This is a genomic window from Pseudomonas sp. IT-93MI4, assembly GCF_949767635.1.
Classification (GTDB): domain Bacteria; phylum Pseudomonadota; class Gammaproteobacteria; order Pseudomonadales; family Pseudomonadaceae; genus Aquipseudomonas; species Aquipseudomonas putida_A.
The window spans coordinates 235405-250355 of sequence record NZ_CATKPP010000044.1 but is presented as its reverse complement, the minus strand read 5'-3'; the positions used below and the strand labels follow the sequence as shown (position 1 = coordinate 250355).

At 61.5% G+C, this 14951-nt stretch carries 12 protein-coding genes and 1 riboswitch; of the genes, 7 read left to right on the top strand and 5 right to left on the bottom strand.

The genetic code is table 11. The annotated features are described in order from the left end of the window. Nucleotides 1-132 precede the first annotated feature (132 nt). The 4 genes from msbA (at nt 133) to hldE (ending at nt 4939) form a co-directional block, all read left to right on the top strand. Complete coding sequence (gene msbA, locus ACM6I7_RS17985) at nt 133-1935, top strand: lipid A export permease/ATP-binding protein MsbA (protein WP_027611379.1); 1803 nt, start codon at nt 133-135, stop codon at nt 1933-1935. Nucleotides 1936-2106: 171 nt separating this feature from the next. Next, on the top strand, nt 2107-2811 hold the full coding sequence (locus ACM6I7_RS17980; protein ID WP_027611380.1) for a sulfotransferase family 2 domain-containing protein: 705 nt from the start codon (nt 2107-2109) through the stop codon (nt 2809-2811). Further along, on the top strand, nt 2804-3415 hold the full coding sequence (gene cysC, locus ACM6I7_RS17975; protein WP_414888969.1) for an adenylyl-sulfate kinase: 612 nt from the start codon (nt 2804-2806) through the stop codon (nt 3413-3415). The genes ACM6I7_RS17980 and cysC overlap by 8 nt, the downstream gene beginning before the upstream one ends. 102 nt (nt 3416-3517) lie before the next feature. Then, the gene (hldE, locus tag ACM6I7_RS17970; RefSeq protein ID WP_003221042.1) at nt 3518-4939 is read left to right on the top strand and encodes a bifunctional D-glycero-beta-D-manno-heptose-7-phosphate kinase/D-glycero-beta-D-manno-heptose 1-phosphate adenylyltransferase HldE; all 1422 of its coding nucleotides are present in this window, start codon (nt 3518-3520) and stop codon (nt 4937-4939) included. A 90-nt stretch (nt 4940-5029) separates the two neighbouring features. Here hldE and ACM6I7_RS17965 read toward each other — a convergent pair whose 3' ends face one another. From ACM6I7_RS17965 to ACM6I7_RS17950, 4 genes are all read right to left on the bottom strand, one after another. Further along, nucleotides 5030-5998, bottom strand: coding sequence for a hypothetical protein (locus ACM6I7_RS17965; protein ID WP_027611383.1), 969 nt, complete (start codon nt 5996-5998; stop codon nt 5030-5032). Between the two features lie 31 nt (nt 5999-6029). Further along, nucleotides 6030-6842 carry an aldo/keto reductase gene (locus tag ACM6I7_RS17960; RefSeq protein ID WP_202369964.1) on the bottom strand — a complete coding sequence of 271 codons (813 nt, stop codon included), beginning with the start codon at nt 6840-6842 and terminating at the stop codon, nt 6030-6032. Further along, entirely contained in the window at nt 6839-8014 is a 1176-nt protein-coding gene (locus tag ACM6I7_RS17955) for an FAD-dependent oxidoreductase (protein ID WP_115988345.1), read from the bottom strand. Before ACM6I7_RS17955 ends, ACM6I7_RS17960 begins: the two co-directional genes overlap by 4 nt. A 204-nt stretch (nt 8015-8218) precedes the next feature. Continuing rightward, the gene (locus tag ACM6I7_RS17950; protein ID WP_003221050.1) at nt 8219-8551 is read right to left on the bottom strand and encodes a DMT family transporter; all 333 of its coding nucleotides are present in this window, start codon (nt 8549-8551) and stop codon (nt 8219-8221) included. A 102-nt stretch (nt 8552-8653) separates the two neighbouring features. Here ACM6I7_RS17950 and ACM6I7_RS17945 point away from each other — a divergent pair, with 102 nt between their 5' ends. Together ACM6I7_RS17945 and waaA are read left to right on the top strand one after the other, a co-directional pair. Then, the gene (locus ACM6I7_RS17945) at nt 8654-9556 is read left to right on the top strand and encodes a LysR family transcriptional regulator (RefSeq protein WP_096794744.1); all 903 of its coding nucleotides are present in this window, start codon (nt 8654-8656) and stop codon (nt 9554-9556) included. An 11-nt stretch (nt 9557-9567) separates the two neighbouring features. After that, entirely contained in the window at nt 9568-10842 is a 1275-nt protein-coding gene (gene waaA, locus ACM6I7_RS17940) for a lipid IV(A) 3-deoxy-D-manno-octulosonic acid transferase (protein ID WP_097087091.1), read from the top strand. Nucleotides 10843-11010: 168 nt separating this feature from the next. Here the strand turns inward: waaA and ACM6I7_RS17935 are convergent, their stop codons facing one another. Next, complete coding sequence (locus ACM6I7_RS17935) at nt 11011-12444, bottom strand: TolC family outer membrane protein (RefSeq protein ID WP_414888968.1); 1434 nt, start codon at nt 12442-12444, stop codon at nt 11011-11013. 205 nt (nt 12445-12649) lie between these two features. Continuing rightward, a riboswitch (TPP riboswitch) is annotated at nt 12650-12755 on the top strand. A 146-nt stretch (nt 12756-12901) separates the two neighbouring features. On the opposite strand from ACM6I7_RS17935, the gene thiC reads away from it, so the two are divergent. Next, the gene (gene thiC / locus ACM6I7_RS17930; protein WP_096794747.1) at nt 12902-14791 is read left to right on the top strand and encodes a phosphomethylpyrimidine synthase ThiC; all 1890 of its coding nucleotides are present in this window, start codon (nt 12902-12904) and stop codon (nt 14789-14791) included. Nucleotides 14792-14951: the final 160 nt, after the last annotated feature.

Genomic DNA, 14951 nt, shown 5'->3' with positions numbered 1-14951 from the left:
GTTGATCGACCATTCGAGTGATGGCTATTTGGTGCAGAAGAGGTGCATAACAATAACAGCCTTTCGCCGATTGCCAGAACCCTGAAGAAGCTGTGCTAAAGTCAGCGTCCTTTTTATCGACTTTCGCGTGATATGACCGATTCCAGTCCCGCCGCAAGCCCATCGAGCTTGAAAATCTACTTCCGCCTGCTCGGCTATGTCCGGCCGTACATCAGTCTGTTCCTGATCAGCATCGTCGGCTTTCTGATTTTCGCCTCGACGCAACCGATGCTTGGCTACATCCTCAAGTACTTTGTCGATGGCCTGTCCAACCCTGAAGCGGTGCTGTTTCCCTCCGTGCCCTATCTGCGAGACCTGCAGCTGCTGCAGGCCGTACCGCTGTTGATCATCCTGATCGCCGCGTGGCAGGGGCTGGGCTCCTATCTGGGCAACTATTTCCTGGCCAAGGTTTCTCTCGGGCTGGTGCATGACTTGCGTGTGCAGTTGTTCAACAACCTGTTGGTGCTGCCTAACCGCTATTTCGACAAGCATAACTCCGGTCATCTGATTTCGCGTATCACCTTCAACGTGACGATGGTCACGGGGGCGGCAACAGATGCGATCAAGGTCGTAATCCGTGAAGGCATGACGGTGATCTTCCTGTTTGCCTCGCTGTTGTTCATGAACTGGAAGCTGACCCTGGTGATGGTGGCGATCCTGCCGCTGATCGCCGTAATGGTGCGCACCGCCAGCAAGAAATTCCGCAAGCAGAGCAAGAAGATCCAGCTGGCGATGGGCGATGTCACGCATGTGGCCTCGGAAACCATCCAGGGTTATCGCGTGGTTCGCAGCTTCGGCGGCGAGGCCTATGAAGAAAAGCGCTTCCTCGATGCCAGCCAAGGCAACACCGACAAGCAACTGCGCATGACCCGTACCGGCGCGATCTACACGCCGATGCTGCAACTGGTGATCTACACCGCCATGGCCGTGCTGATGTTCCTGGTGCTGTACCTGCGCGGTGACGCCTCGGCCGGTGACATGGTCGCCTACATCACGCTGGCGGGCCTGCTGCCCAAGCCGATCCGTCAATTGTCCGAAGTCAGCTCGACCATTCAGAAAGGCGTGGCCGGTGCCGAGAGCATTTTCGAGCAACTGGACGTCGAGCCGGAAGTCGATACCGGCACCGTCGAGCGCGATGCGGTGAGTGGCCGTCTGGACGTGCGCAACCTCAGCTTCACCTACCCTGGCACCGAACGCCAGGTGCTGGACGACATCAGTTTCTCGGTCCAGCCAGGGCAGATGGTCGCACTGGTCGGGCGTTCGGGCAGCGGCAAGTCGACGCTGGCCAACCTGATTCCGCGTTTCTATCACCACGACAAGGGCGAAATCCTCATCGACGATGTGGAAGTCGAACAGTACAAACTGCTCAACCTGCGTCGTCACATCGCTCAGGTGACTCAGCACGTCACTCTGTTCAGCGACACCGTGGCCAACAACATCGCTTATGGCGATCTGGCCGGTGCGCCGCGTGAAGACATTGAAAAAGCCGCGCGTGATGCCTACGCGATGGACTTCATTTCGCAGTTGCCGCAAGGCCTGGACACTCAGGTCGGCGAGAACGGCGTCTTGCTTTCCGGTGGCCAGCGCCAGCGTCTGGCGATTGCCCGTGCGTTGCTGAAGAACGCGCCGCTGCTGATTCTCGACGAGGCCACCTCGGCACTCGACACCGAGTCCGAACGGCACATTCAGGCGGCACTGGATCAGGTGATGAAGGGGCGTACCACGCTGGTAATCGCTCACCGTCTGTCGACCATCGAGAAGGCCGACCTGATTCTGGTCATGGATCAGGGGCGCATCGTCGAGCGCGGCACCCACGACCAGTTGTTGGCGCAAAATGGTTACTACGCGCGCCTCAACGCCATGGGCCTCGATGCCCCGGCCGAAGATATCGCCTGATTCCAGGCCCTGTCCTGTGGGAGCGAGCCTGCTCGCTCCCACCGTCGTTTGTATCCAGACCTTTACCCTTCTTGACCAAACCGGAATAAATCCGGGCACCGCGCTTGTTAAGGTTCCTCAACGAACTCTGACTTCCATCGAGGGGGCCATCCCCGTCGCGCGGGTGCTTTCATGCTGCAACGCTATCTCTGGAAACTGCTGCCCAAGCCACAGCGGGCTTTTCTGCTCGGGCGCCTGTCGGTGGTCGATCGGCAGGTGGTGAACAAGTCGATGTCGGCCAACCTGACGTTTCCTCAGGCCTTCCAGCAGCGCTCCTGCCTGTTTATCCATGTTCCGAAATGCGCCGGCAGCAGCGTTTGCACGGCGCTGTTCGACGGCTGGCGACCCGGGCACTTGCCGCTGTATTGGTATGAAGAGCAGTTTCCCGAGCAGTTCGCCAACGCCTTCAAGTTCGCTTTTGTTCGCGACCCGCTGGAACGCGCCTATTCGGCCTACGCCTTTTTGCGTGGCAACGAGTTGAGCGCGCGTGACCATATGGCGCAACGGCTGGTGCGGCAGTACCGGGATTTCGACGCTTTTGTCGCGCGCTGGCTGCATCCGGAAACGATTGCCCGGCAATTGCACTTTGCCGCGCAGACCGACTTTCTGACGGACTCGCTGGGGCATCTGGCGCTGGACTTCATCGGTTATCAGGAACACCTGACGCGGGATTTTCGTCTGGTTTGCGAACAGTTGGGGCTGACTGGCGAGTTGCCTCACGTCAACGGCTCGCGGGAACGGCAATCGATGCCGGCGCGCGAGTTCTGTTCGGTGCGCACCCGGCGTCTGGTACGTCGGGTTTATCAGCGTGATTACGAGTTGCTCGGGTATGAATGAGTCCCTGTCACTGCCGCTACAGACGCTCGCCATTCGGCCTTACGGTCTGGCGCTCTCGCACCAGGCCCGGGCAGCGCTCAAGGCACAACACCCACTCTGCCTGTGGTTGACCGGATTTTCCGGCGCCGGCAAGTCAACCCTGGCCAATGCCCTCGAACTGCACCTGCATGCGTCGGGTCTGCACACCTTTTTGCTCGATGGCGACAATGTGCGCAATGGCCTGTGCCGCGACCTGGGCATGAGCGATCTCTGCCGCCGGGAAAACATCCGGCGTATGGCCGAGGTGGCGCGGTTGATGGTCGACGCCGGGCTGATTGTGATCGTTGCGGCCATTTCGCCGTTCCGCGCCGAACGCGACGCCGCGCGCAGGCTGTTTGCCCAGGATGAGTTCATTGAAGTGCACGTCAGCACTTCGTTGGAAGTCTGCGCCCGTCGCGATCCGAAAGGTCTGTATCAAGCCGTACGGGAAGGCCGGATCACGCACTTTACGGGCGTGGACAGTCCTTACGAAGCGCCATTGGCAGCCGAGTGGCAAATCGACACCGAGGCGCTGGAATTGTCCGAAGCCTGTGGACAACTGGCGGCACTGGTGCTCAAAAAATGAGCAAAGTAACGGACTGTTTCATCCTGTTGCAGGCTGCACGCAAGCCTGCGCCAACCCTGTGTTAATATCGCGCCCCTGTTCATTTTGTATGTGGGTTGCTCCATGAAGTTGTCCATGCCGCGATTCGATCAAGCCCCAGTCTTGGTGGTCGGCGATGTCATGCTCGACCGTTACTGGCATGGTGGAACCTCACGGATTTCCCCTGAGGCACCGGTACCGGTCGTAAAAGTCGAGCAAATCGAAGACCGCCCGGGCGGTGCTGCCAACGTTGCCTTGAACATTGCCGCGCTGGGCGCGCCGGCGTCACTGGTCGGTGTGACCGGCGACGACGAAGCCGCCGACAGCCTGAGCAACAGTCTCAAGGGCGCGGGCGTGCGTGCCCTGTTCCAGCGCATTGCGCATCAGCCGACCATCGTCAAACTGCGGGTCATGAGCCGGCACCAGCAGTTGCTGCGTATCGACTTTGAAGAACCGTTTGCCACCGATGCGCTGGCCCTGGCCTCGCAGGTCGATGATCTGCTCGAAGGCATCAAGGTGCTGGTGCTGTCGGACTACGGCAAAGGCGCGCTGAAAAACCATCAGGCCCTGATTCAGGCGGCCCGTGCCAAAGGCATTCCGGTGCTGGCCGATCCCAAGGGCAAGGATTTTTCGATCTACCGTGGTGCGAGCCTGATCACGCCGAACCTCAGTGAGTTCGAGGCCATCGTTGGCGGTTGCGCCGATGAACACGAGCTGGTGAGCAAGGGCGCGACCCTGATGCACGATCTCGAGCTCGGCGCGCTGCTGGTCACCCGTGGTGAACACGGCATGACCCTGTTGCGTCCGGAGCATCCGGCGCTGCATTTGCCGGCCCGTGCCCGTGAAGTGTTCGACGTGACCGGTGCTGGCGACACGGTGATTTCCACCCTGGCGGCGGCGATCGCTGCCGGTGAAGAACTGCCGCACGCGGTGGCGCTGGCCAATCTGGCGGCGGGCATCGTGGTCGGCAAACTCGGTACTGCGGCGATCAGCGCCCCGGAACTGCGCCGCGCGATTCAGCGTGAAGAAGGTTCGGAGCGTGGGGTGCTAGGTCTGGAACAGCTGGTGCTGGCAGTGGCCGATGCCCGTGCGCATAACGAGCGCATCGTCTTCACCAACGGCTGCTTCGACATTCTGCATGCCGGGCACGTGACCTACCTCGAGCAGGCGCGCGCCCAGGGCGACCGTCTGATCGTGGCGATCAATGATGACGCCTCCGTCAGCCGCCTGAAGGGGCCGGGACGTCCGATCAACAGTGTCGACCGACGCATGGCGGTACTCGCCGGCCTCGGTGCGGTGGACTGGGTGATCAGTTTCCCGGAAGGCACCCCGGAAAACCTGCTGCGCGAGGTCAAGCCGGATGTGCTGGTCAAGGGCGGTGATTACGGTATCGACCAGGTTGTTGGTGCCGATATCGTCAAGGCTTACGGCGGCACGGTGAAAGTGCTGGGTCTGGTGGAAAACAGCTCGACCACTGCGATCGTGGAGAAAATCCGCGGTAACTGATTCAAGCTAAAAAGATCGCCGCCTGCGACAGCGCCTACATTGGAATGCGTTTCCCTGTAGGAGCTGCCGCAGGCGGCGATCTTTTGCTTTTCAGGAACTGACTTTCTTGCGTGGCACGATCTTCTTCAGCAATTGCCTGGCCTTGCCGCGCAACCGCGCCAGTCCCGTGGGTTTCTCCGGCGGGGTCAGGCCTTGTTGGCGTAACCAGTCCTTCCAGCGAATCCGCTCGTCACGCACCAGCCAGCCATCCTGTCTGGCAAAGCTTTCGGCCAGATACAGACCGCGCGTGCCCGCCGGAGACAGCTGACCTTTCTTCAAGGTATACAGTTCGGCCAGCGGTTCGCCGTCCTGCAACGGCATCAGGTACAAATCCGGGCGCTTGCGGTCCAGTCGCGCCACCAGTTGATCACCTTCCAGGCGTTCATCGACGTGAAACAGACTCAGGGATTTGGCTTCCTTGGGCACGTCCAGGCGCAAGTCGTAGATCAGTTGCAGCGATGCGGTCGGCAGATGCACGTAGGCCCGTGGTCGTTCGAGCAATTGCAGATTGGCGCAGCGCACCGGCCGCGCCGAGCCGGACTGCGGCGTCAGGCGAAACGGCAGGGCCTCGCGATAATGCAGGGCGGAGGCGTAGGGGGCGGGTAGCCAGGTGTCGTTGAAGCGTCCGCCGAGCCAGCCTTCCGGGGTTTCCAGCAGGCACTCTTCGGCAATTTCCTGAATCGCCGTGTGCAGCGGGATGTTCAGTTCTTGAGCAGGCACGTAACCGGAAATCAGCTTGAGCACGACGTCCCCGCGATCCTGCCGACGCTGGCGCACCAGCACCCAGTAATCGCGATTCTGCCAGTGCAGCGTCAGGCGCACCGAGACCCCAAGGTTGGCCAGTTCCACCGCAAAACGCTCGGCATCCGCCACGCTCACCGGTTTGCGCCGCTGCAGGGTCTGGGCGAAATTCAGCGGCATGCCGACGCTCTGATACGTCAGGCCTTCGGGCGTGGCCTCGACGAACAGCGGCAGCGTCTTGAAGTTGCTCGGGTTCTTTCTGATGAGCGTGCGCGGCATGTCGGCTCCTGCTTAAGGCCGCGGGGCGGCGTCAGTGACCACGGAGGACCTGGGCAACGGTCGCAACGTTATGGGCGAGGTGCAGCGGATTGATCGTCCCGACAATAGCACTGGCCACGCCGGGCTGCTGGAACAACAACTCGAAGCTGGCGCGCACCGGATCCACGCCCGGACTCAGGCATACATGGCCGCTGGCCAGGGCTTTTTTCACCAGAATGGCTTTGCCGTGGGCAGCAGCATAGTCAATGACTGCCTTCTCGTTCTGTTCGTTCAGATTGTAGGTGACCATCGCGCAGTCCCCTTGCTCCAGCGCCTTGAGTCCGCCCTCGACCGTTTTGCCGGAGAAGCCGAAACCGCGAATCTTGCCCTCGGCCTTGAGTGCGGCGAGGGTGGCGTAGACCTCTTCGTGTTCGAGGATGGCCAGATCGTTGCCGTCGGAGTGCACCAGCACCAGGTCGATAAAATCGGTTTCAAGACGTTGCAGGCTACGCTCGACCGACATCCGCGTATGCGCCGCACTGAAGTCATGGCGCGACAGGCCGTCGGCAAACTCTTCACCGACCTTGCTGACGATTACCCAGTCCTGCCGCTGGCCGCGCAACAACGGGCCGAGGCGTTCTTCGCTGCGACCGTAGGCCGGGGCGGTGTCGATCAGGTTGATGCCCAATTCGCGTGCCTGCCTGAGCAGCATGCGCGCGGCATCGTCATCGGGAATCTGAAAACCGTTGGGGTATTTCACCCCTTGGTCGCGGCCCAGTTTGACCGTGCCCAGGCCCAGCGGCGAGACCGTCAGGCCGGTGCTGCCCAGTGGGCGGTGGAGGTCGTGCAGGTTCGCGATAGTCATGGCAGCAGTTGCTCCCAGGCTGGAACGCCCATCGGTGGTTTTGGCAACGCCGGCAAAGGTTCGGCGGCTTGTGGCTGAATGCCGTCGCGCTCCAGCGCAGCGATGACCCGGTCGGCGAAGTCCGGCGCCAGTGCGAGTTTGGTCGGCCAGCCCACCAGCAGGCGACCCTCCTCGGCGAGGAAGGCGTTGTCCGGACGGCTCAGGCCGGTTTGCAGCGGCTCGGCACGATCCACGCGCAAGGTCGCCCATTGCACCTGGCTCAGATCGATCCATGGCAGCAACTGGCCGAGCTCTTTCTGCGCGGTGGCGATCTGCTCGGCAGGTTCGCGGGCCACGCCATCGCTTTCGGCAATGTCGCCGCCCAGGTACCAGACCCAGTTGCCGTCAGCGGCCGGGTGGGTGGTGACGGTGATGCGCGGCTTGGTGCCGCCGCCCAGGCAGTGAGCGTACAGCGGCTTCAGGCTTGGGCCTTTGGCGATGATCATGTGCAGCGGTCGGCGTTGCATCTGCGGATGGGTCAGGCCCAGGTCTTCCAGCAATCGGGCAGTGCCGGCGCCGGCACTGAGGACGATGCGTTGGGCGTGGATTTCGCGACCGTCGACCTTCAGGCCGACCAGCACACCGGCTTCCAGCAGCGGCTCGATGGTTTGCCCGGCGAGCAGGCCGTCACCGGCCAGATCGGCCAGGCGCTGGATCAGGCTCGGCACGTCAACCACCAGTTCGGCGAGGCGATAGACCTTGCCCTTGAAGCGCTTGTCTTGCAGGGCCGGCGGCAGTTGATCGCCCTTGACCTGATCGACCCGGCCACGCACGGCTTTGCTGGCGAAGAAACTGGTGAGGTTGCCGGCGAGGGTGCCGGGCGACCACAGGTAATGCGCTTCGGACAACAGGCGCACGCCGGACAGGTCCAGCTCGCCGTTGCCGGCCAGCGCTTCACGCCAGCGGCGCGGCATGTCGGCGATGGCTTCCGAGGCGCCGGTCAGCGCACCGTGCAACGCATATTTGGCGCCGCCGTGAATGATGCCCTGGGACTTCACACTCTGCCCGCCACCGAGGCTGGCACTTTCCACCAGCACGGTCGAAAAACCCTGACGGCGCAGACGCGCGTTCAGCCAGAGGCCGGCGACACCAGCGCCGACAATCAGAACGTCGGTGGAAATAACGGATGGCATGCAACGACCTCAGTGTTCAAGACGAGGGCGCAGTATACAGACTCGGGAAAGAGCGGGATTTGTCGATGATCAACAGGGCAGATGCAAAACCAAATGTGGGAGCGGGCCTGCTCGCGAATGCGGTGTGTCAGTTAACAGAAATGTTGTTGCCACACCGCCTTCGCGAGCAAGCCCGCTCCCACAGGGGATTTGCGTTACTGCAAATCAGTGCCCGGCAGTCTTGGAGAACAGCTGGATGACCACCACGCCGAGCACGATCAGCGCCATTCCGAGCATCGCCGGCACGTCCAGCTTCTGCCCATAAATGAACAGCGCTGCGACGCTGACCATGACGATGCCCATGCCCGCCCACACGGCGTAGGCGACTCCCACCGGCACAGTGCGCACCACCAGCGTCAGCATCCAGAAGGCGATCCCGTAGCCGACGATCACCAGAATCAGCGGCAGCGGGGTGCTCAAGCCTTTGACCGCTTTCATCGAAACGGTGGCGATCACTTCGGCGCAAATGGCGATGGCCAGAAAGGCGTAGGCGTTCATGTGTAGATCCTCATGTAAAACGTTGCTTGCTGAGGCGGCATTCTAGTCGCTCGCCAGATGGGGTAAAGTCATTACCTATCTGTTTTTAAGATGGGCTGCAGCATGAATACCCTGTGGAATCTGGAACAATTGCGCGCCTTCGTCAGCGTCGCCGAACAGCGCTCGTTTTCTGCCGTGGCGCGCCAGCAACGCAAGGCGCAGTCGGCGATCAGCAGTGCGATTGCCATGCTGGAGGACGATTTGGGCGTCAGCCTGTTCGAGCGTAGCAGTGGTCGCTCACCCAGGCTCACCGAAGCGGGCGAAGCCTTGCTCGAAGAAGCCCGGGAAGTGCTGCGCCAATGCGAGCGCCTCAATGGTCGGGCGATGGCGATGATGCGCGGTCAGGAAGCGCAGCTTCGGGTGGCTCAGGATGAAGCCATGCCGTATCAGGCACTGGTGGAAAGCTTCGATGCGCTGGCCGAGCAATTTCCCAGCCTCGAAGTGCAACTGACCAGCGCCGCTCAAGGTGAAGTCGCACGCAAACTGGTCGAGCGTCGCGCCGATCTGGGCCTGCTGTTCTATCACGATGAAATCCCCGAAGCGTTGGAACGACGGGTACTGGGCCGGGTAGAAATGGTCACCGTCTGCGGCATCAATCATCCGCTGGCAACGCAGTCCTATGTCACCTGCCAGCAACTGGCACAGCATCGGCAATTGCTGATGTCGACGCAAACCAGCGTCTACCCCGGCAACGAACCGGCTAGCCCGCAAGTCTGGCGCGCTGACAGTTTCTACGTGATGGCCGAATGGTTGGTGCGGGATCTGGGGTGGGCCTGGCTGCCCCGGCATGTGGTGCAGTATTCGGCTTATCAGGGCCTGATGGTTGAACTGGACAGCGAATGGACCCCGCCGGCGCTGGTGGTGGAGCTGGTCTGGCGCCGGGATGAACCCCTCGGCCCGGCTGCGCGCTGGCTGGCCGAACGTTTTGCCGTGCACTTGCGGGCGATTGGCGACAAAAGTCGATAAACTCCGCCGCCATGAATAGAACTCTCTACACCGCGCTGTTTTACCTGGGGCTGCCATTGGTGGCGATTCGGCTGTGGCTGCGCTCGCGCAAGGCCCCGGCGTATGCCAAGCGGATTGGTGAGCGCTTCTCTTACGGGATGCCGCGACTGCAACCCGGCGGGATCTGGGTGCACGCGGTGTCTGTGGGCGAAAGCATTGCCGCCGCGCCGATGATTCGCGCCTTGCTGCAGCGTTATCCACAGCTGCCGATCACCGTGACCTGCATGACGCCGACCGGATCGGAACGGATTCAGGCGTTGTTCGCCGGCGAACCGCGCATCCAGCATTGTTATCTGCCCTACGACTTGCCGTGCGCAGCGGCGCGTTTTCTTGATCACGCCAAACCGAAACTGGCGGTGATCATGGAAACCGAACTCTGGCCCAACCACATCCATCAGTGCGCCAAGCGTGGGATTCCGGTGGCGCTGGCCAACGGGCGATTGTCCGAGCGCTCGGCCCGAGGCTATGGCCGCTTCAGCAAGCTGACCGCGCCGATGCTCGCTGAAATGAGTTTTTTCGCGGTGCAGACCGAGGCCGAAGCCCAGCGCTTCCGCGATCTCGGCGCGCGTCCGCAGACGGTCGAGGTCACTGGCTCGATCAAGTTCGACCTGACCATCGACCCGCAACTGCTGCAGCGCGCCCATGAGTTGCGCGGCCAATGGCAGGCGCTGGAGCGCCCGGTGTGGATCGCTGCGAGTACCCACGAAGGCGAAGACGAAGTGGTGCTCGACGCCCATCGCCGGCTGTTGGCGAACTACCCGAATGCGCTGCTGATTCTGGTGCCGCGCCATCCCGAGCGCTTCAACTCGGTGTTCGAGTTGTGCCAGCGTGAAGGCTTTGCCACGGTGCGCCGTTCCACCGGTGCCAACGTCGAAGCGGACACTTCAGTGCTGCTCGGCGACACCATGGGCGAGCTGCTGTTTCTCTACGCGCTGGCTGACAGTGCTTTCGTCGGCGGCAGCCTGGTGCCCAACGGCGGGCACAATCTGCTGGAGCCGGCGGCACTGGCAAAACCGGTGCTCAGCGGCCCGCATCTGTTCAACTTCCTCGACATCGCCGCGCAGTTGCGCGAGGCCGGTGCGCTGGCCGAAGTGGATGATGCCGAAGGGCTGGCGGTGGAAGTGCAGCGTCTGTTCGAATTGCCGCGCGATGCCCAGCGCATGGCCGAGGCGGGGCTGGCGGTGATGCGGCGTAATCAGGGTGCGTTGCAGCGGTTGCTGGATGGGCTGGGCCGGTTGATCAAATAGTCGCCCGGAACATTTATTGTGGTGAGGGGATTCATCCCCGATCGGCTGCGCAGCAGTCGTTAACCCTGCTTGCCATATCTGACTGAATCACCGCGGTGAATGGTTTTGGGGCTGCTACGCACCCCATCGGGGATAAATCCCCTCGCCACAGGGGATTTTCCAGATTGTTTAGGGCCGGGCCTTGAGCTGTGCTTCGGCTGCCTTGGCCAGATCCGGTGGCAAGAAGTCCTTGTCCGGGTTGTAGTCGGCCTTCAGATAGCGCGCCAGGTCTTGCAAGTCACCCGGATTCAACGTTCCTGCCGCCTGCTTCAAGCGCAGGTTGTCGAGGATGTAGTCGTAGCGGGTGTTGTTGTAGTTGCGCACCGAGGTGTACAGCTGGCGCTGGGCGTCGAGCACGTCGACGATGTTGCGCGTACCCACCTGATAACCGATTTCCGTGGCTTCCACCGCGCTCTGGTTGGAGATGATCGACTGGCGGCGCGCCTGCACCTGCTCGACATCGGTGTTCACCGCGCGGTGCAGGTTGCGGGTGTTTTCCACCACCTGCCGACGCAGGGATTCGCGCTGTTGCTCGCTCTGATCCAGTTGCGCATAGGACTGTCGCACTTGCGAACTGGTCAGCCCGCCGCTGTAGATCGGAATGTTCAGTTGCAGGCCCAGGGTGCTTTGCTCGACGTTGCCACTGTACGGCGTACCGAAGGCGTTCGGGTTGGCGAAACCGAGGGCGTCGTTGTCACCCTTTTCGTATTTGGCCACGGCATCGAGGGTCGGCAGGTGACCGGCCTTGCGCTGTTTTAGGGTCTGTTCGGCGGAGCTGACCGCAAAGTTGCTCGCCAGCAGATTGAGGTTCTGTTTGCCCGCCGTGTCGACCCAGGCCTTGGCGTCGTTTGGCGCCGGCGGCAGGATCGGCAGCGTGTGGACGATGCCCTGAATCGAGTTGTACTGACGGTTGGTCAGGGTGATCAGCGCTTCGAACGCATCGTCAACCTGACGCTGCGCAACGATACGGTTGGCGCGCGCGGTGTCGTAACTGGCCTGCGATTGCAGGACATCGGTCTTGTCCGACAGGCCGACATCGAAACGCTCGTTGGACTGGTCGAGCTGACGCTTGAACGCGGCTTCTTCAGCCTTGGTCGAGGCCAGGTTGTCCTGACTGCGCAGCACGTTGAAGTAGCTTTCGGCCGATTGCAGAATCAGGTTCTGTTCGGTGGCCGAGAGTTGCAGGGCGGCTTGTTCGTTGACGTCCTTGGCGGCCTGGTACTGGAACCAGCGGTCGGCGCGGAACAACGGCTGGGCCAGGGTCGCCTGAAAGGAATGCGCGCTGCGATTGGCAATGGCTGAAGGCTGGTCGATCGAGGTGCGCACATTCGCCACTTCGGCGCCGCCAGACAAGTTCGGCAGCAAGCCGGCACGGGCCTGCGGCACTACTTCCTTTTGCGCTCCGTACTGGGCGCGGGCGGCGGCCAGATCGGCGTTGTTGTCGACGGCTTCCTGATAGACGCTGACCAGATCGGTCTTGGTCGACAAGGGCGCTTCTGCTGCCCAGGCCATTGCGTTGGACGCACAAGACACGGCAAAAGCCAGTGAAAGTTTGCGCAGCATGAGGCGATCCCTAGCAAAAATATTACGAAAATAATGTGCGCGCCAAGGCTACGGCGCGGCCCCGGCAGCGTCAAGGCGCGCAGGGCACAGCGAGTGTAGTTGCGCAATCGTGCGGCAACAATCCTGCAAGTCCCGGTAATTGCGCCATTCATCATGGTGTTTGCCGCGGTGTTGGCGTTCTTTGCCGGTTGTGTCTAGACTGGCCGGGTTCTTGTCGGGGTGCCTTGCTATGAGGCTGAGATCGAATAATTTCGGATCCCGTTGAACCTGATCAGGTTAGCGCCTGCGTAGGGAACAAGATTTCTCGTCACCCGGCGAGTCCTCTTGTGCTTCGTCCGGGATATTGTTCGACAATCGAACGCTCGACGACGATGCACAGCACCAGTCCTGGTGCGTCCGTGCCTTTCAGGTTCTGCTCCGACAATCCATTGCCTGGATGCTGTCTGGAGAGCCCGTGATGACTACAAAAGCAAAAAACGCGATCAACCTGAGTGACTCGGCCAAGGTCGATGAGCAGTCGGTTCAGCCGTTCACCCGTTCGCAAAAAGTCTACGTTCAGGGCTCGCGCCCGGACATCCGCGTGCCGATGCGCGAAATCACCCTCGATGTGACGCCGACTGACTTCGGCGGCGAAATCAACGCGCCGGTCACCGTCTACGACACCTCCGGCCCGTACACCGATCCGAACGTGGTGATCGACGTGCGCAAAGGTCTGGGCGACGTGCGTTCGGCGTGGATCGACGACCGTGGCGACACCGAACGTTTGCCTGGCCTGAGTTCCAATTTCGGCCAGGAGCGCCTCGCCGACCCTGAACTGACCAAACTGCGTTTCGCTCACGTCAACAACCCGCGCCGGGCCAAGGCCGGGGCCAACGTCAGCCAGATGCACTACGCGCGCAAAGGCATCATCACCGCCGAGATGGAATACGTCGCCATCCGCGAAAACATGAAGCTGCAAGAAGCCCGCGCCGCTGGCCTGTTGACTCAGCAACACGCCGGCCACAGCTTCGGCGCGAGCATCCCGAAAGAAATCACCGCTGAATTCGTCCGCGAAGAAATCGCCCGTGGTCGCGCGATCATTCCGGCCAACATCAACCACGTCGAACTGGAACCGATGATCATCGGCCGTAATTTCCTGGTGAAGATCAACGGCAACATCGGCAACAGCGCCCTGGGTTCGTCCATCGAAGAAGAAGTGGCGAAACTGACCTGGGGCATTCGCTGGGGTTCGGACACCGTGATGGACTTGTCCACCGGCAAACACATTCACGAAACCCGCGAATGGATCATCCGCAACTCGCCGGTGCCGATCGGTACCGTGCCAATCTATCAAGCGCTGGAGAAGGTCAACGGCGTTGCTGAAGACCTGACCTGGGAGCTGTTCCGCGACACGCTGATCGAACAGGCCGAGCAGGGCGTCGACTACTTCACCATCCACGCCGGCGTGCTGCTGCGCTACGTGCCGCTGACCGCCAAGCGCGTGACCGGCATCGTTTCCCGTGGCGGTTCGATCATGGCCAAGTGGTGCCTGGCGCACCACAAAGAGAACTTCCTCTACACCCACTTCGACGAAATCTGCGAAATCATGAAGGCCTACGACGTCAGCTTCTCGCTGGGCGACGGCCTGCGTCCGGGCTCGATTGCCGACGCCAACGACGAAGCGCAATTCGGCGAACTGGAAACCCTCGGCGAGCTGACCAAGATCGCCTGGAAACACGACGTGCAGTGCATGATCGAAGGCCCGGGCCACGTGCCGATGCAGTTGATCAAAGAGAACATGGACAAGCAGCTGGAGTGCTGTGACGAGGCGCCGTTCTACACCCTCGGCCCGCTGACCACCGACATCGCGCCGGGTTACGACCACATCACCTCGGGTATCGGTGCGGCGATGATCGGCTGGTTCGGTTGCGCCATGCTCTGCTACGTGACGCCGAAGGAACACCTCGGCTTGCCGAACAAGGATGACGTGAAGACCGGGATCATCACCTACAAGATCGCGGCGCATGCGGCGGACTTGGCCAAAGGGCATCCGGGCGCGCAGATTCGTGACAACGCCCTGAGCAAGGCGCGTTTCGAGTTCCGCTGGGAAGACCAGTTCAACCTCGGTCTCGATCCGGACACCGCGCGTTCGTATCACGACGAAACCTTACCGAAGGACTCGGCCAAGGTCGCGCACTTCTGCTCGATGTGCGGGCCGAAATTCTGCTCGATGAAGATCACTCAGGAAGTCCGTGAATACGCGGCCAACCAGCGGATCGACGCGGTCGACGTGGACGTCGCCCAAGGCCTGGCGGAACAGGCCGAGCGGTTCAAGAAGGAAGGCAGTCAGCTGTACAAGAAGGTTTGATCTGACCTGAAGTCTGCGGTGTCTGTGCTGGCCCCTTCGCGAGCAAGCCCGCTCCCACATTTGAATCCAGCTGTTCACGAAACTTGTGTTCACAGGCGATCCAGTGTGGGAGCGGGCTTGCTCGCGAAGACGTCAGAACAGGCACCAAGGATCTCAATGA

Excerpts from the sequence above, each read along its gene's own strand:
- thiC (WP_096794747.1), top strand. The coding sequence starts at position 12,902 with ATGACTACAAAAGCAAAAAACGCGATCAACCTGAGTGACTCGGCCAAG.
- waaA (WP_097087091.1), top strand. The coding sequence starts at position 9,568 with ATGAATAGAACTCTCTACACCGCGCTGTTTTACCTGGGGCTGCCATTG.
- ACM6I7_RS17960 (WP_202369964.1), bottom strand. The coding sequence starts at position 6,842 with ATGACTATCGCGAACCTGCACGACCTCCACCGCCCACTGGGCAGCACC.
- ACM6I7_RS17980 (WP_027611380.1), top strand. The coding sequence starts at position 2,107 with ATGCTGCAACGCTATCTCTGGAAACTGCTGCCCAAGCCACAGCGGGCT.
- cysC (WP_414888969.1), top strand. The coding sequence starts at position 2,804 with ATGAATGAGTCCCTGTCACTGCCGCTACAGACGCTCGCCATTCGGCCT.
- ACM6I7_RS17965 (WP_027611383.1), bottom strand. The coding sequence starts at position 5,998 with ATGCCGCGCACGCTCATCAGAAAGAACCCGAGCAACTTCAAGACGCTG.
- ACM6I7_RS17955 (WP_115988345.1), bottom strand. The coding sequence starts at position 8,014 with ATGCCATCCGTTATTTCCACCGACGTTCTGATTGTCGGCGCTGGTGTC.
- hldE (WP_003221042.1), top strand. The coding sequence starts at position 3,518 with ATGAAGTTGTCCATGCCGCGATTCGATCAAGCCCCAGTCTTGGTGGTC.
- ACM6I7_RS17950 (WP_003221050.1), bottom strand. The coding sequence starts at position 8,551 with ATGAACGCCTACGCCTTTCTGGCCATCGCCATTTGCGCCGAAGTGATC.
- ACM6I7_RS17935 (WP_414888968.1), bottom strand. The coding sequence starts at position 12,444 with ATGCTGCGCAAACTTTCACTGGCTTTTGCCGTGTCTTGTGCGTCCAAC.
- msbA (WP_027611379.1), top strand. The coding sequence starts at position 133 with ATGACCGATTCCAGTCCCGCCGCAAGCCCATCGAGCTTGAAAATCTAC.
- ACM6I7_RS17945 (WP_096794744.1), top strand. The coding sequence starts at position 8,654 with ATGAATACCCTGTGGAATCTGGAACAATTGCGCGCCTTCGTCAGCGTC.